Here is a 16,798-nt window from a genome sequence, read left to right on the forward strand (position 1 = left end):
CGATATCGGTCCGATCCCTTTCGGTGTCGTATTTCATTCGGCTCGTTCTCGCGATTCTCAGCGCTGCACATTCGCTGCGGGAATTCCTTGATACGCGCCCGTTCAAGGAAGGTTCCGCATGAACCGCACGCGCACGAACGATCGTTTCGCCCGTTCCCGATCCGAGGGCGCCGGCCCCAAGAGGAGCGGTGGCAGCCGCTTCGGGTCCGCGTCCTCCGGCCGTTCCGGCGGCCCCAGCAGGTCGAAGGGCTACGGACGCCAGCAGACCTCCCTGCAGGGCGAGTTCGCCCTGCCGGTGACGGTGACCCCCGCCCTCCCGGCCGTGGAGGCGTTCGCCGACCTCGCCCTGCCCGCGCCGCTGCTGGAAGCACTCGGGCACGAGGGCGTCAGCGTCCCGTTCCCGATCCAGGGCGCGACCCTGCCGAATTCCCTCGCGGGACGTGACGTACTCGGCCGGGGCCGCACCGGCTCCGGCAAGACGCTGGCCTTCGGCCTCGCGCTGCTGACCCGGACCGCCGGCCGGCGCGCCGAGCCGCGTCAGCCGCTCGCCCTGGTTCTCGTGCCGACCCGCGAGCTGGCGCAGCAGGTCACCGACGCGCTCACCCCGTACGCCCGCTCCCTGCGGCTGCGGCTCGCCACGGTGGTCGGCGGCATGTCGATCGGCCGCCAGGCCGGCGCGCTGCGCGGCGGCGCCGAGGTCGTCGTCGCCACGCCGGGACGCCTCAAGGACCTCATCGAGCGCGGCGACTGCCGCCTCGCCGACGTCTCCATCACCGTCCTCGACGAGGCCGACCAGATGGCCGACATGGGCTTCATGCCGCAGGTGACGGAGCTGCTCGACCAGGTGCGTCCGGACGGGCAGCGGATGCTCTTCTCCGCCACCCTCGACCGCAACGTGGACCTGCTGGTCCGCCGCTACCTGAACGACCCGGTCGTCCACTCCGTCGACCCGTCCGCGGGTGCCGTCACCACGATGGAGCACCACGTCCTGCACGTGCAGGGCGCGGACAAGAACCGTACGACCACCGAGATCGCGGCGCGGGACGGCCGGGTGCTCATGTTCCTGGACACCAAGCACGCGGTGGACCGGCTGACCGAGCACCTGCTGAACAGCGGTGTGCGGGCCGCGGCCCTGCACGGCGGCAAGTCGCAGCCGCAGCGCACCCGGACCCTGGCCCAGTTCAAGACCGGGCACGTGACGGTCCTGGTGGCGACCAACGTCGCGGCGCGCGGCATCCACGTCGACCAGCTCGACCTGGTGGTGAACGTCGACCCGCCGAGCGACCCCAAGGACTACCTGCACCGTGGCGGCCGTACGGCCCGCGCCGGTGAGTCGGGCAGCGTCGTGACCCTGGTGACACCGAACCAGCGCCGCGACATGACCCGCCTGATGGCGGCCGCCGGGATCACCCCGCAGACCAGCCAAGTCCGTTCCGGTGAAGCCGAGTTGACCCGCATCACGGGCGCCCAGGCGCCTTCGGGTGTGCCGGTCGTCATCCGCGCGCCCGTGTCGGACCGGCCCCGGCGTGGGGCCTCCGGCTCCTCTCGCGGCCGGCGTGGCCGCTCCGGTCAGGGCGGTGGCCGCTCCACCGGTACGGGCGCGCACCGCACGTCCGAGGCGGGCGGGCGGCGTCCCGCCGAGGCCGCCGCGCGCCCCACGGCCGAGCGCTAGTCCGGACCGGACCCACCGCGCGCCGCACATCAGCCGTCCGGTCCGGCCGCTCGCCCTCCGGGGTCGGCGGCACGGGCCGGACTCCGGTGCGGCGCCCGGCCGGCTCCGGATCGGCCCCGTACGTCCACTCCGCACCAACGCCGCAGGAGGCACCTTTGACGATCATTCAGCTTCCGCCGAGGCAGCAGGGTCAGCCGGCGCGGACGCGTTCCGCCGGGGCCGTCCCCGTGGGTCTCGCCGACCGGGAGGAGCTCTCCGGGCCGCGTGTGGGGGCCGACATGACCGTCGAGGTGGCGCTGTCCGTCATGGCGGGCGCCGGCGTCGCGTACCTGCTCGTCTGCGACGAGGACGACCAGTGCACGGACTCGGTCACCGCGGCGCAGCTCGCCGTCGTCCGCGCCGGCTCCGCCTACACCGACCGCGTCCGTGTCCGGGACGTCCTCGCCCGCCGCCGTTCACCGGGCGTCCTCGCCCTGTCCGGCTGAGCGTCGGGGCCTGCCGCCCCCGCGGCGCCCGTACGCTGGGCGACACGCCCGGCCGCATTCTCCGTTGCTTCTCCCCGCTCCTCCCCTTTCCCCGCTTCCTCTCGTCACCTGTGAGGCACCATGCGCTGTGTCATCGCCCGCTTCCCGTTCGATCTCACCAAGAGCGGTGTGCTGGACTCGATGAAGGGCGTCAAGCCCGAACCCATCACGGGGGAATCCGTGATCATCGGCCGCTGCCACTACCCGGTCAAGCAGGTGGGTGAGGTCATCACCCGCCAGGACCGCCGCGACTTCACCAGCGGGGAGGTCACCCGCGCCATGGCCCGCCTCGGCTTCACCTGCCGCACGCCCGAGGTGGCCCCCGTGCCGCGCGCGCTCAGCCCGCTGCAGAACGCGTCCGCGCTGCTCGGGAGCCCCGCCCCGCTCGAACCCTGAGGACACCCCACGCCACCGGGACGACGGACCCACCGGGTCCGGACCCCGGGAGCAGGACACGGCCATGAGGGCCCCGCCGACACCGTCGGCGGGGCCCTCATGACGTTCCGGCCGGCGGACGGGCACGCGGCGTCCGTACGCCCGCCCGGTCGCCGTCGCCGTCGCCGTCGCCGTCACTGTCGCTGTCGCTGTCGGTACGGGCTCAGTGGTCGGAGTAGCTGAAGTCACCCACCGTCCAGGCCCCCACGTCCTCGATCGCGACGCGGTACATGCCGCCGGTCTCGGGGATCCCCACGCTGCCCTGGAGGATGCGGGCGAGGTGGAAGTGCAGATGGGTGGGTGCCGGGGCGTTCCCGGAACGGGCCGCCGCCCGGCCGGAGCCGAAGATGTCGGAGAACGGGCCGAGGCGGTCCGAGTCCCTGAGGACCTCCGACACCCGCTCCCGCCACACCGCTTCGGGGGCCAGCCGGCCGGTGATGACGGCGCCGCCGACGACCACCGTCAACGACATCTGCGTGCTGTGCCCGGACTCCACCATGGCGGAGATGTCAACGAGGAGCTCGTCAGGGTTCGACATGGGAGCCGATTCTATTCAGCAGCCCCGCCCGGCGCTCCGGTCCTCGCGCACCCCAGTATTCCTGCGACACGAGCGAACCAAAATCTATCGCCGTCATGGTAGACATCGCGCGTTCGCTTGATTAGGGTTTCTCTTGTAGACATCGCGGGCCGCCGAAGTTCCGGGCAGGTCCGACTCGAGATCCCTCCAGAGGAAGGACTGAGGAAGCAGACGCCATCAGGATCGCCCCGTCCGAGAGGGATTCGGGCGCGGGTACCGCAAGACCAGGATTGGAAGGTGGTCCCCGGTCACGCAACCGCGATCCCCGCTCAGCCGCCCGACACCCGGGCCTGTGAGCGGAAACAGACGGTCGGCTCCGCAGTAGAGCCGGCAGATGGTGTTCAATTTCCTTCGGGGCCCTGGTGCCGTACGGCATCGGGGCCCCTCGACGCGTGCCACAACGAGGTGAAATGACAGCGGACACTCCACTCACGGGTCGTCTCGACGACGACGACTATCCCGCGTACACGATGGGCAGGGCAGCCGAGATGCTCGGCACCACGCCGGGCTTCCTGCGGGCGATCGGCGAGGCCCGCCTGATCACCCCGCTCCGCTCGGAGGGCGGCCACCGGCGCTACTCCCGCTACCAGCTGCGGATCGCCGCCCGTGCGCGCGAACTCGTCGACAAGGGGACCCCTATCGATGCCGCGTGCCGCATCGTCATCCTCGAGGACCAGCTGGAGGAGGCCCAGCGCATCAACGCCGAGTACCGGCGCGCTGCCGCCTCGGACTGATCCGGCGCCCGCACCGGCCGAACCGTCCGAGGGCGGAGACCGCGTTGACACGGGCAGGCACCCGGCGTTGACTGACAGCCCGGTGCACAGCCGGCCCACGCCTCTCCGACGACCGTGGCAGCCGTGGTCACCGAGGTGACCGGCACAGCGGTCCGCGAAGTGATCACCGAGGTGATCGTCGTCGCGACGGCAGCCCACGCGGGCGGGTCCTCGACCGTACCGACCGATCGCGCTCACGCGCCCGGCCGGTACGACGTACAGGAAGTGGCCCACGATGATGTACGACCAGACACGCGCCCAGCAGCCCCCGGACCGGCAGCCCGGCTCCTCCGGGCGTCGCGCGGCAGGCCCGGAGCCCCTGCTCGGGCCGGACGAGCGGGGCGAACTCAGCCAGCGGCTCAACCACGCCCTCAACACCTTCGCGCACAACCCGCGCGAGGCACTCGGAGAGGCCGAGACCGCGTTCGACGAGGCGGCCGCCCATGTCATGAGCGCCCTCACCGAACGGCGCGCCGCCCTCCACGAGGGCTGGCAGGACCGGGACCCGGAGACCCAGGGCGACGAACTCCGTCAGGCGCTGCGGGAGTACCGGGAGATCACCCAGCGCCTGCTGCGCATGTGAGCCCGGCGGCCGGGCGAGGTCTTACGGAGCCGTGACGTGTCGGGCGCGGTGCCACCGCGGAACGGTCTGCCGGTCCTAGCGTTCGGGGCATGCGTGTACTGGTAACCGGCGGGGCCGGGTTCATCGGAGGTCATGTCGTCGAGGCGCTGCGGGCGCGCGGGCACGAACCCGTCGTGTTCGACCTGCGCGACGGACAGGACGTACGGGACGCCGAGGCGGTCGCGGGCGCGCTCGCGGGCGTCGACGCCGTCTGCCACCAGGCCGCCATGGTGGGCCTCGGCGTGGGGTTCGGCGACGCGGTCGAGTACGTGTCGCGCAACGACCTCGGAACGGCCGTGCTGCTCGCCGCGATGGCGGACGCGGGGGTACGGCGGCTGGTGCTCGCCGGGTCGATGGTCGTGTACGGGGAGGGGCGCTACGCGTGCGAGTGGCACGGCGTGGTGCGCCCGGGGCCGCGCGCCGTCGCCGACCTGGACGCCGGGCGGTTCGAGCCGCGGTGCCCGCGCTGCGGCGAGGAGTTGACGCCGGGTCTGGTGGAGGAGGACGCGCCCGTCGACCCGCGCAACGTGTACGCGACGACCAAGCTGGCGCAGGAGCACCTCGCGGCCGCGTGGGCCCGTTCGACGGACGGTTCCGCCGTGTCGCTGCGCTATCACAACGTCTACGGCCCGGGCATGCCCCGGGACACCCCGTACGCCGGGGTCGCCTCCTTCTTCCGCTCCGCGCTGGCCCGCGGTGAGGCGCCGCGTGTCTTCGAGGACGGCGGACAGCGGCGGGACTTCGTCCACGTGGGGGACGTGGCCGCCGCCAACGTGGCCGCGCTGGAGGCGGGTTCGCCGTCCGGTGCGCTGGCCGTCTACAACACCGGGAGCGGCGACCCTCACACCGTCGGCGAGATGGCACACGCGCTGGCCGCCGCGTACGGAGGCCCCGAGCCGGTGGTGACCGGCGAGTACCGCCTCGGCGACGTCCGCCACATCACCGCCGACTCGGCCCGGCTGCGCGCCGAACTCGGCTGGAAGGCGGAGGTCGGATTCACCGAGGGGATGCGGGAGTTCGCGGGCGCGAGGTTGCAGGGGGAGTAGGCGGTACGGATCCGGACCCCCCGGGCCGGGGCGCGGTGACGCCCCGGTCCGGGGGGTCGGTGGATCCGGTGAGCCGGTGGCCCGGCGGACCCGGTGGACCCAGTGAGTCATCTGGCTTCAGACAGCCGCCGCCATCGGCCCAGTGAGCCCAGTGGGCCGGCAAGCCCAGTGAGCCGGTGAACCCGGTGGGCCGGTGAACCCGGTGGGCCGGTGAACCCGGTGGGCCGGTGAACCCGGTGGGCCGGGTGAACCCGGTGGGCCGGGTGAACCCGGTGACTTCAGACGCCCGCCGCCATCAGCCCAGTGGGCCGACAAGCCCGGTGAAGCGGTGAACCCAGTGGGCCCGGTGAGTCATGTGGCTTCACACGCCCGCCGCCATCGGCCCAGTGAGCCGGTGAGCCCGGTGAGCCCGGTGATCCGGTGAGCCCGGTGGCTTCAGACGCCCGCCGCCATCGGGAGGGTCACCTCGAAGCGGCAGCCGCCGGGGACGTTGCGGACGGCGGCCCGGCCGCTGTGGGCCTCCACGATGCCGCGGACGATGGCGAGGCCGAGGCCCGCTCCGGCGGGCGGGGTCCGGGCGTGGGTGCCACGCCAGCCGGTGTCGAAGACACGCGGCAGGTCCTCCTCCGGGATGCCCCCGCAGCCGTCGGTGACGGACAGGACGACGCCCACGTCGGACCGTTCGGCGGTGACCGCGACGGTGCCGTCGGCGGGGGTGCGGCGGATCGCGTTGACCAGCAGGTTGCCGAGGACCCGGCTCATCTCCTTGCCGTCCACCTCGACCGGCACCTGCTCGATGCGGTCGCCGACCAGACGCACGCCGTGCTCCCGGGCCAGCGGGTCCGCTCCCGCGAGGGCGTCGCCGACGAGGTCGTAGACGGAGACCCGGGAGGGGGACAGCGCGAGGGCGCCCGCGTGGATGCGGGACAGTTCGAAGAGGTCGCCGACCATGTCGTTGAGGCGCTCGACCTCCGTGCGGATCTGCCGCAGATAGCGGTCCGGGTCCGCGGCGACCCCGTCCTCCAGCGCCTCGGACATGGCACGCAGTCCGGCCAGCGGGGTGCGCAGGTCGTGCGAGATCCAGGCGACGAGTTCACGCCGTGAGGTCTCCAGGGCACGCTCGCGGTCACGGGACTCCGACAGTTTGCGGCTGGTGGCGGCCAACTCCCGGCTGAGCGCCGACAGTTCCGCCGTCGCCGGGCCGGTCGGGGCCGCGAAGTCGCCGCCGTCGCCGAAGGAACGGGTGGCCAGCGTGAGCGCCCTGCTGCGGGCCACCACCCACCGGCCGAGCAGCAGCGCGGTGGCGAGGGAGACCACGGCGGCCATGGCGACGACCGTGGTGACCACGTACAGGTCGTGCGAGGACAGGAACATCGCCCAGGCCACCACCAGCGTGCCCGCGAGCATCGCGCAGACGGCCACCGCGGCCACCACCGTGAGCGAGGCGGTCAGCGAGCGGCGGCGGATCAGCCACAGGACACCCGCCCCGCCCAGGCCCGCCGCGGCGGCGCCCAGAAAGGCGTACAGGGCCATGGCCACTATCGCGTTCACGGGCGGGCCTCTTCCTGGCGTACGGCGGGGGAGTCCGGGTGGGGCCCGACGGTCCGGCCGGCGGCCGGGGCTGTCCGGTCTGCCCGGTCGGCCGGGTCCGCGTGGTCGGCGCGGGCGGGGACCGCACCTTCGGGGTCGGCGAACCGGTAGCCGACCCCCCACACCGTCTGGATCAGGCGGGGATGCGCGGGGTCGTCCTCGACCTTGCCGCGCAGCCGGCGCACATGGACGGTGACCGTCGACAGGTCGCCGAAGTCCCACCCCCACACCTCCCGCATCAGGTCCTCCCGCGCGTACGCCCGTCCCGGATGCCGCAGGAAGAAGGCGAGGAGGTCGAACTCCCGCAGGGTCAGCGCGAGTTCGACGCCGTCCTTCGCGGCGCGGCGGGACGACGGGTCGACGGTGAGCCCGGCGGCGTCCAGGGGGCGCGCGGCCGGGGCGGGGCGGGCCCTGCGCAGCACCGACTCGACGCGCAGGACGAGTTCCCGGGGGCTGAACGGCTTGGTGACGTAGTCGTCGGCGCCGACCTCCAGGCCGAGGATCCGGTCGTCCTCGTCACCGCGCGCGGTGAGCATGATGACCGGCACGGGGCCCTGGGCGCGCAGCCGTCGGCACACCTCCAGGCCGTCCATGCCCGGCAGCATCAGGTCGAGCACCACCAGGTCCGGGCGGTGCGCGGCGGCCCGGGCGAGTGCGGCGGGACCGTCCGCGGCCCGGTCCACGAGGTGGCCGGCACGGTCGAGGTAGCCGGAGACCACCTCGGCCACGGTCGGATCGTCGTCCACGACGAGGACGCGGGTGGCCGCCACGCCGGGAGCGGTCTCCTTCCTCGCGGCGGAGCCCGTCCCGGCCCGGGCACCGGTGTCCGCGCCGGGACGCGGGCCCTCGTCGGCGCCGGTACCTGGGGATTCGTGCGGTTGCTGCATGCCTTCAGCGTCCCACCCGGGCGGGCGCGGCGCGGCTTCCCGCCACCGACGTCCGAGTTTCGTAAGGTCCCGAAGTCCGGTATATCCCTTTCGCGTTCGTAGGGTGAGGCCGTGACGACCTATCCCGTACCGAACCCGGACGTCGACGTGGTGCTGCCCTGCCTCGACGAGGCCGGTGCCCTGCCCTGGGTCCTGTCCCGCATTCCGCCCGGCTGGCGGGCGCTCGTCGTGGACAACGGCTCCACGGACGGCTCCGCCGAACTGGCCCGTGAACTCGGCGCCACCGTCGTACGCGAGGAGCGCCGCGGGTTCGGCGCCGCCTGCCACGCCGGCCTGACCGCGGCCACGGCGGACATCGTCTGCTTCTGCGACTGCGACGGCTCCCTCGACCCCGGTCTGCTCCGGCCGTTCGTCGCCGAGGTCCTGGCGGGCGAGGCCGACCTCGTGCTCGGCAGGCGCAGGCCGCGGGAACGCGGCGCCTGGCCGCCGCACGCCCGCGCGGGCAACGTCGCGCTGGCCCTGATGCTCCGGCGCCGGACCGGCCTGCGGCTGCACGACCTCGGGCCGTTGCGTGCCGCCCGCCGTGAGGCGCTGCTCGGGCTGGGGCTCACCGACCGGCGCAGCGGTTATCCGCTCCAGATGGTCGTCCGCGCCGCCGACGCCGGCTGGCGCGTCACCGAGCACGACGTGCCGTACCTGCCGCGCACCGGTGTCTCCAAGGTCACCGGGACCTGGCGCGGCACCTGGCAGGCCGTCCGGGACATGAGCCAGGTGCTGGCCGAACCGCCGGTGCCCGCCCCCGGCACGGCGGCCGCCCCGTCCACCGGCGTGCCCTCCCAGACCCCGCCCGGCGCCGAGGTTCCGGGCCGGACCCCGGTGCCCGCCTCGGCCACCGCTCCCCCACCGGCGCCGGCCCGCGTGTCCGCGTCGGCGCCCGCATCGCCCCGAGGAGGATCCGTCCAGTGAGCCCCGCACGCCCCGCAGGTCCCGTGGACCCTGCGTGTCCCGAGAGCCCCGAGGGCTCTGAGAGCGTCACCCTGCTCGTCATCGCCAAGGAGCCGCTGCCCGGCAGGGTGAAGACCCGGCTCACACCGCCGTTCACCCCCGAGGAGGCGGCCGCGCTCGCCGAGGCGGCCCTCGTCGACACCCTGCGCGCCGTGGCGGCGACGCCCGCGCGGCGCCGGGTGCTGGTCCTGGACGGAGCGCCCGGTGCCTGGCTGCCGGACGGCTTCGACGTCGTACGTCAGTGCGCGGGCACGCTGGACGAACGGCTGGCGGCGGCGTTCGCGGCGTGCGACGGGCCCGCGCTGCTCGTCGGCATGGACACCCCGCAGGTGACGCCCGAGCTCCTCACCGTGGACTTCGCCGGCTGCGACGCCTACTTCGGGCCGGCCGAGGACGGCGGCTTCTGGGCGCTGGGGCTGGCCGAACCGGATCCGGCCCTGCTGCGGGGCGTACCGATGTCGACGGACACCACGGGTGCCGTGCAGCGGGCGCGACTCGTCGAGGCGGGGCTGCGGGTCCGGGATCTCCCCCGGCTGCGCGACGTCGACACGGCACCCGACGCCACCGCGGCGGCAGCGGCGGCACCCGGCGGGTCCTTCGCCGCGGAACTGACGCGCCTGCGCGGCCCGGCGGCCCCTTCCCTGCCGTCCCCGGCACCGGCTCCGCTCGCGGTTCCGAGCCCGCTGCCGGGTCAGGTCCCGGCGCGGGACACCACGGGCCTGGACGCGGCGCGCGCGACCGTCGGACGGGGTACCGCCCGATGAGCGCCGCCCGCGGGACGACCCCGCCCGGCGTGACGGGCCCCCGAAGGCCCCGACCGGTCCCGGAGATCGCCGCGCCCGGGCCCGAGGCGGCGCGGGGGACCGAGGCCCGGTCCGGAGCGGAGACCGGAGCGGGTGCGGAGGTCCCGGCCCGGACGGAGACCGCGTCCGAGACGGCCTCCCGGCCCGGGACGGTGCTCGCGCCCGGGAGGGAGGCAGGGCCGGAGCCGGGAACCCGGACCGGCACGGACCCCCGGCTCGGCCGGGACTCCCGCCCGGCGTCGACGCTCCTGCCCGGGAGCACGGACCCCGGGGCCGCGGCCGGGACCCACGCGAAGGCGGAGGACGTGACCCGCCCCGAAACCAGGTCCGCGACGGGCTCCCGGCCCGGGACGGCGCTCCCGTCCCGGAGGGAAGCCGCGTCGGACTCGGGCCGTCCCGCAGGCGTGGGAGCCGGGGGCGGTCCTGGGGTCCGGGCCCGGGCGCATACCGGTTCCCGGTCCGGGGCCCGGGTCGGGGGAGAAGGTGCCGGTGGTGAAGGTGCCGGTGGTGAAGGGGCCGGCTGCGGGGGGCGGTCCTGGGCCGCCGATCCGTATGCGGACGCCCTCGGGGCCGAACGGGGGCCGCTGTTCCTGCGGCGCACCGACGGGTGGCTTCTCCCGCTGGAGGTGGAGCGCTGGTGCGCCCGTGCCGACGCCGTGGACCTCCAGGTGCTGGCCCACTGCGAGGGCACCGTGCTCGACGTGGGCTGCGGGCCGGGCCGGCTCGTCGCGGAACTCGCCGCCCTCGGCCGTCCCGCGCTCGGCATCGACGTCAGCGAGGCCGCCGTCGCCCGTACCGTGCGGCTCGGCGGCCAGGCCCTGCGCCGGTCCGTCTTCGAGCCGCTTCCGGGCGAGGGACGCTGGGGCACCGCCCTGCTCGTCGACGGGAACATCGGCATCGGCGGCGACCCGGCCGCCCTCCTGCGCCGTACGGCCCAACTGCTCGCTCCCGGCGGGCTGCTGATCGCCGAGACGGTGGCGGGCGCGGACGTGGACGAACGCGTCGATGTGCGGATCGTCAGCGCGGCGCACCCCGGCGACGCCGGGAACGACGCGGCCCGCGAGGACGCCGACGCGCGGGAAGGCGGCCCGTCCGCCGACCGGGCCGCCTTCCCGTGGGCCCGGGTCGGCACCCCGGCCCTGCTGCGCCACGCGGTCCCGGCCGGTTGGCGCACGGACGCTCAGTGGGAGGCCGGCGGCCGCTCCTTCGTGGCGCTGCGCAACGGTCCCGGACGGGACGGCCGCAGGGACCGCAGGACGAGCAGCAGCGCCGACCCCGCGAACAGCGCCGCCGTGATCAGCAGCCAGTGGGCCAGGAAGCTGTCGCCGGGCAGGGCGGTGGCCGACCGGTAGTGGTCGGCCACCTGGCCGCTGATCAGCGGGTACCAGATCAGCAGCAGGAGCCCGGCGAGCGCCGCCGGAACACGGACGTACATCGTCAGGTTCCGGCGGCCCGTCGCCTTCAGCGTCTGCGACACGACCCGGTCCGCGCCCGCGTACAGCGGCACGAACACCAGGTCGTGCAGGACGGCGGCGCCGACGAACCAGAGCGCCACCTTGAACCAGTCCCCCTGGAGCAGCCGTACCGCCGCGTAGGCGGCGAGCGCGAACGTGAACGCCAGCATCAGGAGTTGGAAGGGGCTGCCGATCACCTCCCGGGCCGTCACCGGGCGCCGCTCCGGCAGCCGCGCCCCGAGGTGCCGCCCCCGCGCCGCGGCACCCCGCCGCAGCGCGTCGAGGCGGCGCCGCATCGGGGGCCGGCCTGGCGTCCCGCTCTCTTCGCCCATCTCAGGCCTCCGTCGCGTCATCACAGGGCCCCGAACGTCATCCGGGACACCCACTTGGTGTTCAGCACCCCGGGCGCGGCGGGGACGATGATCCGCGCGGGGTAGCCGTGGTCGGGGGTCAGGTCGGCGCCGTTGACCGACAGGGCGAGCAGGGAGAGCGGGTCGCGGACCTGGTTGTACCGCAGCGCCGCCACCCGGAACGCCCCCGCCCGCTGGAGCGACTCCACGACGACGTCGGGGGCGGTGTCGGTGTCGTAGCCGACGAGTTCCGCGAGGTCCCGCAGTCGTACGCCCCGCCACTCCTGGTCGGACGTCGACCAGCCCTCGACGCAGGCGATGGGCAACGCCGATCCGTGCAGGGGGAGTTCCTGGAGCTGGGCCCGGCTGAGCCGGACCGTCCGTCCGTTGCCGGCGACGACCAGGCGCCACGCGTCCGCGCCGGTCTCCTTCGGGTCGATGCCCCGCGACGCGGCTGTCTTGTTGATCTGGAAGGCGCCGGGTCCGGAACCCGGTTCGGGGCCGCCGTGCGGGGCGAGCAGCGCGGTCTCGCGCACCGGTGCGTCGAAGCTGTGGCCCACCGTGGTGGCGGCCAGGAGAAGGGACCCTCCGCCGACGAACGCGATGGCCCCGCGGCGCGAGACCGTGGGCGGCAGCGGGTCGGGGGAGATCAACTCGTCCTCGGGCCGGGCCGGTTCACCGACCGCCGGAGCCGGAACGGACCGCCCCGGAACTCGGTCCGGGCCGCCATGCGGCCCTTCCTCCCCGCGTGCGGGCCCCGAGGACGCCCCCGGCCTCCCTCCACCAGCCGCGCCACCGGACACAGCGCCTCCGCCGCCCGGCGCGCGACCCGCGTCGTCGGGCACCGGGCCCGGGTCTTCGGGCGCGCCACCGGACACACCGGGGTGCGGGCCCGGAGTGCCGGGCGAAGTGCCCGGCCGCCCGGCTCCCGAAGCCGTTCCCTCGGGTGCCGAACCCGGTCCCTCGGGTGCCGGGCCCGGACCCTCAGGCGCCGAGCCCGGACGGCCGCCGGCGGCAGGACCCGTCCGGTCGGAGGCCGATCCGGCCGAACCGCCCGGGCTCCCGGACACCGGGCCCGGCCCGTCAGCCGCCGAACCCCGGTCGGGCTGCCCGCCGGACCGTTCCGCGTCCGCCCCCTCGGGCCACTCGCCCCGGCGGCGCATCGCGCCCAGGTTGCGCAGAGCCATCGGCACGCGCAGGACCGCGTGGGTGACGAAGGCGGCGATGAACACCCAGGCGCCGTAGAAGTGCAGCGTGTAGAAGGAGCCCGGGAAGATGTAGTCGAGCTGGATGTTGAGCACGCCGGTGACGAACTCGAAGAGAGCGCCGCCGACGAGCAGCAGGAGCGACAGCCGTTCCAGGGCGTGCGCGAGCGAGCGGGCCGGCGGCAGCGCGAACAGTTTCGGGACGACCGACCACAGCTTCGCCAGCAGCACCGGGATCAGCGTGATGCCGAGCGTGACGTGCACGCCCTGCGTGAGGCGGTACAGCCAGACCGGATGGGTCGGCCAGGAGAACAGGTAGAACCCGAGGATCCCCTTGTCGGGGGTCTTGTCGTTCACCGCCGCGAGGTTCGGGTTGTACGCGGCGTACGACAGCAGTCCGGTCACGAACATCACCGTGATGCCGACGAGCAGCACCACGCCGAGCAGGGAGGTGAACCAGGGACCGCGGAGCGGACTGCGCCAGAACGCGGGTGAGGAGGGGGACCGTGGCATGCCCCGACCGTAGGCCGCGGGGACCCCCCGAACGGGTTCTCAAACCATGACGAAACTCTGACGTCCACCCCTGTCACGGCTCTCTCGGGGGCTGTCCGGCCTAGCGTGCGAGGGTGAACCGCGATCTTCCCCGCGACATCCCCGGCGACCTCCCCCGCGATCTGCTCGACGACCGCCATGGAGGCGTGTCCCGCGCCCCGTCCCCGGTCCCCTCCCCGGCTCCGCCCCCGTCCGGGACCTCCACCGCGGATCCCTCTCCGGATTCCCCGGACTCCCCGGATGTCTCGGCCGGGTCCCGGGGCGTCCCGCGGGTCCTGGCCGCGGCCGGTTCCCGGGTCCGGGTGCGGGCCCGCTCCGGTGAACTCTCCGGCGCGCTGCTCGGTGATCGGCCCCGGCAGTCCCGCCGCGACCTGGCGGTCGCCGTCGCCGCCGCGCTGCTCGTCGCGACGGCGGCGGTCGTCGGGTACGTCATCGAGCACAGCGACGGCACCCTGTTCGTCAGTGCCGCGCCGCTGTACGGGCGTTGGGGCCCCCATGTCGGACCGGGCACCGCGGCCGCCATCGCCGTCGCCGTCGCCGTCGTCCTGTACGGACCGTCCCTCGCCGCCCGGCTGCCCTGGCGGTGGCTGCTGCCCGCCGCCTGGGGCACGGGAACGGCGTGGACGTTCTCCCTCGCGCTGATCGACGGCTGGCAGCGGGGTGTGGCCGGACGCCTCACCGCACGGTACGAGTACCTCCAGGTCATCTCCCCGGTGAACCGGTTCCACGACATCCCGGCCGCCCTGCGGGACTTCACGCACCACATCCTGATCCACTCCCCGGGCCACTGGCCCGCGCACATCGCCGGGCACCCGCCGGCCGCCACGCTCACGTTCGTGTACCTCGACCGGATCGGTCTGGGCGGCGGGGCCTGGGCGGGGGTCTGGTGCGTCACCGTCGGGGCGACGGCGGCGGCGGCCGTCCTGGTCACCGTCCGGGCCCTGGCGGGCGAGGCGCTCGCCCGGCGGGCCGCGCCCTTCCTCGTCCTCGCCCCGGCGGCCGTCTGGATGGGAACCTCCGCGGACGGCTACTTCGCCGCGGTCGCCGCCTGGTCCGTGGCCCTGCTCGCCCTCGCGGTCACCGGCCGCCGGCCCCGCGCGGCCGGCCTCGCCTCCGGGCTCCTCCTCGGCCTCACCGCGTATCTCTCGTACGGGCTGACCCTGTTCGCCGTGATCGCGGGCGCGGCGGTGCTGCTCGGCTCGCGGTCCCGGCTGCGTCCGCTCCCGTTCGTGCTGGCCGGACTCACCGTCGTACCAATGGTGTTCACGCTGCTCGGCTTCAACTGGTGGGAGGCCTATCACCTGTTGGTCACCCGCTACTACGAAGGGGCGGGCGGCGTCCGGCCGTACGGCTACTGGGTCTGGGCGAACCTCGCCTGCACGGTGCTGATCGCGGGCCCGGCGACGGTCGCGGGCCTGCGCCGGGCGGGGGTGACGACGGTACGGCTGGCTGCGGCGGCCCTGCGGAGTCCGGCGCCCCCCACCGCGCCGCCCGCCCCCGGTCCCCGGCCCGGCACCGCCGACGGCACCGGCATCGCGACCGGCGCCGGCACCGGTTCAGCCGCTCCCCGCCTCGCCGTTCTCGTCGTCGCCGCGTTGATCGCGCTGCTGGCCGCCGACCTCTCCGGGATGAGCAAGGCGGAGACCGAACGCATCTGGCTGCCGTTCGTCCTGTGGATGCTCCCGGCGGCCGCGTTCCTCCCCCGCCCCCGCGCCTGGCTGATCGCGCAGGCGGCCCTGGCCCTGCTCCTCAACCACCTGCTGCTGACGGGCTGGTGACCGCCCGGGCCGGGTGAGCGGGCAGGAACGGGAACGGGCCGGCCCCAAGGGTCCGGGACCGGCCCGCCCGAGCGCACTCCGTCAGGCGCTGGGCCAAGGCCACCGTGAACGCTTCCCCGGAGCCGGTGGCCAAGGGGAGGACGATCACGGCGCGGCTCCGCGGAGCGCTGAGGACCACCGCTACGGCGAACGTCGACGGCTATTGGCGCTGGAGTTTCGGCGGCACCTCCACCACGGGCCCGTCAGATCGCGTCGACGAAGTCGCTCGTGGACGTGTCCGTGTGCCCGGCGGTCGGCGGGTCTGCCCGTGCGGTCAGTGGCCGGCCCGGCCGCGCTGAAGTGAACCGGACGGCCCTCCCGTGCGTCCCCGTACCGGTCGCGCGCATCGCCGCGACCGGCCGGCGGTGGACGGGGAGGACCGGATGGGCGGGCGAAGGAGCATCAGGGGGACCGTGGGCGTCGTGGCGGCGAGTGCCGTCGCGCTCGTGGCGATCCCGGGGGCGGCGGTGCAGGGCGCGACGGCGGCCGGGGGGCCGGACGCCGGGCCGGCACTCGCGTCGGGGCGTACGACGGAGTGTGCCGGCACCCGGCCGGCGCGCAGCCTGCCGGGACCGGGGCCCGCCGTGTACCGGGTGCTCGACTACGCCGAGAAGCGCGGCGCCACCCGCTTCCGGAACGTCTTCACCGGCTCGTCGGTCGACGAGGGCCGGCGGACCGCGCACGTGTACCGCATCCCCTCCCGGGCGTTCGACGCGGACGTCTGCTCCCACGCGGAGAAGGGCGTCCGGGTGCGCCTGCACGCCACGGACGTCAGCGGGGTCCGGCTCGCGGCGCTGGTCGAGCGGGTCGGTGACGACATGAGCCGCTGGGACGGCCGGTTCGAGCTGCGTGAAGTGGCGCCGGACCCCCGAGGGTTCGTGTTCTTCGGCGTCGACGACCCGGCGGCGGCCGAACCGGTCCTGCGCAAGGCGTTCGGACCGTTCTGGGCGCGGCACATCACGGTGCGGTACGCGGAGGAGTCCTCGGCTCTCCGACTCGCCTCCGACCTGTTCGAACGGGCTGTGTGACCTTCCCGGGCCCGGCTTGCAGGCGCGTGGACCACCTGCCTATGGTCGCGCGTATGCAGTCCTACACCATCGGCCAGGCCGCCCGGCTTCTCGGGGTGAGTCCCGACACCGCCCGGCGCTGGGCGGATGCCGGGCGGGTGACCACGCATCGCGACGAGGGCGGCCGGCGGCTCATCGACGGCCGCGACCTCGCCGCGTTCTCGGTGGAGCTGGCCAGGACCGGCGGTGAGGACGGCGTCCCCTCCCACACCTCCGTGCGCAACGCGTTCCCCGGCATCGTCACCGCCGTCAAGCTCGGCGACGTCGCGGCCCAGGTGGAGATCCAGGCGGGACCGCACCGGCTGGTCTCCCTGCTGACCCGCGAGGCCGTCGAGGAACTCGGCCTGGAGGTCGGCATGGAGGCCACCGCCCGGGTCAAGTCGACCAACGTGCACATCGACCGGACCTGAACCGGGTCC

Annotated in this window: 16 protein-coding genes; 12 read left to right on the forward strand and 4 right to left on the reverse strand. The window is 74.7% G+C overall.

Going from position 1 to position 16,798, the window contains the following annotated elements; translation table 11 throughout:
* Positions 1–118: 118 nt before the first annotated feature.
* The 3 genes from OG406_RS19690 (at position 119) to OG406_RS19700 (ending at position 2,592) form a co-directional block, all read left to right on the forward strand.
* Positions 119–1,672 carry a DEAD/DEAH box helicase gene (locus tag OG406_RS19690; protein ID WP_326842725.1) on the forward strand — a complete coding sequence of 518 codons (1,554 nt, stop codon included), beginning with the start codon at positions 119–121 and terminating at the stop codon, positions 1,670–1,672.
* A gap of 155 nt (positions 1,673–1,827) precedes the next feature.
* The gene (locus OG406_RS39425; protein WP_388700415.1) at positions 1,828–2,157 is read left to right on the forward strand and encodes a hypothetical protein; all 330 of its coding nucleotides are present in this window, start codon (positions 1,828–1,830) and stop codon (positions 2,155–2,157) included.
* Positions 2,158–2,277: 120 nt separating this feature from the next.
* Complete coding sequence (locus tag OG406_RS19700; protein ID WP_081218450.1) at positions 2,278–2,592, forward strand: SCO5918 family protein; 315 nt, start codon at positions 2,278–2,280, stop codon at positions 2,590–2,592.
* Between the two features lie 202 nt (positions 2,593–2,794).
* Here OG406_RS19700 and OG406_RS19705 read toward each other — a convergent pair whose 3' ends face one another.
* Positions 2,795–3,169: a hypothetical protein gene (locus tag OG406_RS19705; protein WP_081218449.1), complete on the reverse strand. Its 375-nt coding sequence runs from the start codon at positions 3,167–3,169 to the stop codon at positions 2,795–2,797.
* A gap of 449 nt (positions 3,170–3,618) precedes the next feature.
* On the opposite strand from OG406_RS19705, the gene OG406_RS19710 reads away from it, so the two are divergent.
* The 3 genes from OG406_RS19710 (at position 3,619) to OG406_RS19720 (ending at position 5,649) form a co-directional block, all read left to right on the forward strand.
* Complete coding sequence (locus OG406_RS19710) at positions 3,619–3,942, forward strand: MerR family transcriptional regulator (protein WP_164372803.1); 324 nt, start codon at positions 3,619–3,621, stop codon at positions 3,940–3,942.
* A 277-nt stretch (positions 3,943–4,219) separates the two neighbouring features.
* The gene (locus OG406_RS19715) at positions 4,220–4,564 is read left to right on the forward strand and encodes a hypothetical protein (RefSeq protein WP_203660613.1); all 345 of its coding nucleotides are present in this window, start codon (positions 4,220–4,222) and stop codon (positions 4,562–4,564) included.
* A gap of 89 nt (positions 4,565–4,653) precedes the next feature.
* Positions 4,654–5,649, forward strand: coding sequence for an NAD-dependent epimerase/dehydratase family protein (locus OG406_RS19720; RefSeq protein ID WP_266847666.1), 996 nt, complete (start codon positions 4,654–4,656; stop codon positions 5,647–5,649).
* Between the two features lie 435 nt (positions 5,650–6,084).
* Here OG406_RS19720 and OG406_RS19725 read toward each other — a convergent pair whose 3' ends face one another.
* Positions 6,085–7,182, reverse strand: coding sequence for a sensor histidine kinase (locus tag OG406_RS19725; protein WP_203660611.1), 1,098 nt, complete (start codon positions 7,180–7,182; stop codon positions 6,085–6,087).
* Positions 7,183–7,196: 14 nt separating this feature from the next.
* Positions 7,197–8,126: a response regulator transcription factor gene (locus tag OG406_RS19730; RefSeq protein WP_329186939.1), complete on the reverse strand. Its 930-nt coding sequence runs from the start codon at positions 8,124–8,126 to the stop codon at positions 7,197–7,199.
* A 111-nt stretch (positions 8,127–8,237) separates the two neighbouring features.
* On the opposite strand from OG406_RS19730, the gene OG406_RS19735 reads away from it, so the two are divergent.
* From OG406_RS19735 to OG406_RS19745, 3 genes are all read left to right on the forward strand, one after another.
* Positions 8,238–9,092, forward strand: a complete 855-nt coding sequence (locus tag OG406_RS19735; RefSeq protein WP_329186941.1) for a glycosyltransferase family 2 protein — start codon at positions 8,238–8,240, stop codon at positions 9,090–9,092.
* Between the two features lie 23 nt (positions 9,093–9,115).
* Positions 9,116–9,895: a TIGR04282 family arsenosugar biosynthesis glycosyltransferase gene (locus OG406_RS19740; protein WP_329190889.1), complete on the forward strand. Its 780-nt coding sequence runs from the start codon at positions 9,116–9,118 to the stop codon at positions 9,893–9,895.
* A 623-nt stretch (positions 9,896–10,518) separates the two neighbouring features.
* Positions 10,519–11,286 (forward strand): class I SAM-dependent methyltransferase, encoded by a 768-nt coding sequence (locus OG406_RS19745; protein ID WP_387105601.1) that lies wholly within the window; start codon positions 10,519–10,521, stop codon positions 11,284–11,286.
* Between the two features lie 454 nt (positions 11,287–11,740).
* On the opposite strand, the gene OG406_RS19755 is transcribed toward OG406_RS19745, so the two are convergent.
* Positions 11,741–13,456 (reverse strand): molybdopterin-dependent oxidoreductase, encoded by a 1,716-nt coding sequence (locus tag OG406_RS19755; RefSeq protein WP_329186943.1) that lies wholly within the window; start codon positions 13,454–13,456, stop codon positions 11,741–11,743.
* Between the two features lie 374 nt (positions 13,457–13,830).
* Here OG406_RS19755 and OG406_RS19760 point away from each other — a divergent pair, with 374 nt between their 5' ends.
* The 3 genes from OG406_RS19760 to OG406_RS19770 all read left to right on the forward strand — a co-directional run bounded on the left by OG406_RS19760 (position 13,831) and on the right by OG406_RS19770 (position 16,789).
* Complete coding sequence (locus OG406_RS19760; RefSeq protein WP_267051674.1) at positions 13,831–15,273, forward strand: hypothetical protein; 1,443 nt, start codon at positions 13,831–13,833, stop codon at positions 15,271–15,273.
* 452 nt (positions 15,274–15,725) lie between these two features.
* Positions 15,726–16,340, forward strand: coding sequence for a hypothetical protein (locus OG406_RS19765; RefSeq protein WP_329186945.1), 615 nt, complete (start codon positions 15,726–15,728; stop codon positions 16,338–16,340).
* A gap of 53 nt (positions 16,341–16,393) precedes the next feature.
* Entirely contained in the window at positions 16,394–16,789 is a 396-nt protein-coding gene (locus OG406_RS19770) for a TOBE domain-containing protein (protein ID WP_081221695.1), read from the forward strand.
* Positions 16,790–16,798 lie beyond the last annotated feature (9 nt).

Origin of the sequence: Streptomyces sp. NBC_01428 (assembly GCF_036231965.1) — a bacterium.
GTDB lineage: Bacteria > Actinomycetota > Actinomycetes > Streptomycetales > Streptomycetaceae > Streptomyces.

What these genes read in the sequence shown, in the direction of transcription:
- OG406_RS19715 (WP_203660613.1), top strand. Translation starts at nt 4,220, where the DNA reads ATGTACGACCAGACACGCGCCCAGCAGCCCCCGGACCGGCAGCCCGGC.
- OG406_RS19710 (WP_164372803.1), top strand. Translation starts at nt 3,619, where the DNA reads ATGACAGCGGACACTCCACTCACGGGTCGTCTCGACGACGACGACTAT.
- OG406_RS19720 (WP_266847666.1), top strand. Translation starts at nt 4,654, where the DNA reads ATGCGTGTACTGGTAACCGGCGGGGCCGGGTTCATCGGAGGTCATGTC.
- OG406_RS19755 (WP_329186943.1), bottom strand. Translation starts at nt 13,456, where the DNA reads ATGCCACGGTCCCCCTCCTCACCCGCGTTCTGGCGCAGTCCGCTCCGC.
- OG406_RS19725 (WP_203660611.1), bottom strand. Translation starts at nt 7,182, where the DNA reads ATGGCCCTGTACGCCTTTCTGGGCGCCGCCGCGGCGGGCCTGGGCGGG.
- OG406_RS19705 (WP_081218449.1), bottom strand. Translation starts at nt 3,169, where the DNA reads ATGTCGAACCCTGACGAGCTCCTCGTTGACATCTCCGCCATGGTGGAG.
- OG406_RS19700 (WP_081218450.1), top strand. Translation starts at nt 2,278, where the DNA reads ATGCGCTGTGTCATCGCCCGCTTCCCGTTCGATCTCACCAAGAGCGGT.
- OG406_RS19770 (WP_081221695.1), top strand. Translation starts at nt 16,394, where the DNA reads ATGCAGTCCTACACCATCGGCCAGGCCGCCCGGCTTCTCGGGGTGAGT.
- OG406_RS19690 (WP_326842725.1), top strand. Translation starts at nt 119, where the DNA reads ATGAACCGCACGCGCACGAACGATCGTTTCGCCCGTTCCCGATCCGAG.
- OG406_RS19730 (WP_329186939.1), bottom strand. Translation starts at nt 8,126, where the DNA reads ATGCAGCAACCGCACGAATCCCCAGGTACCGGCGCCGACGAGGGCCCG.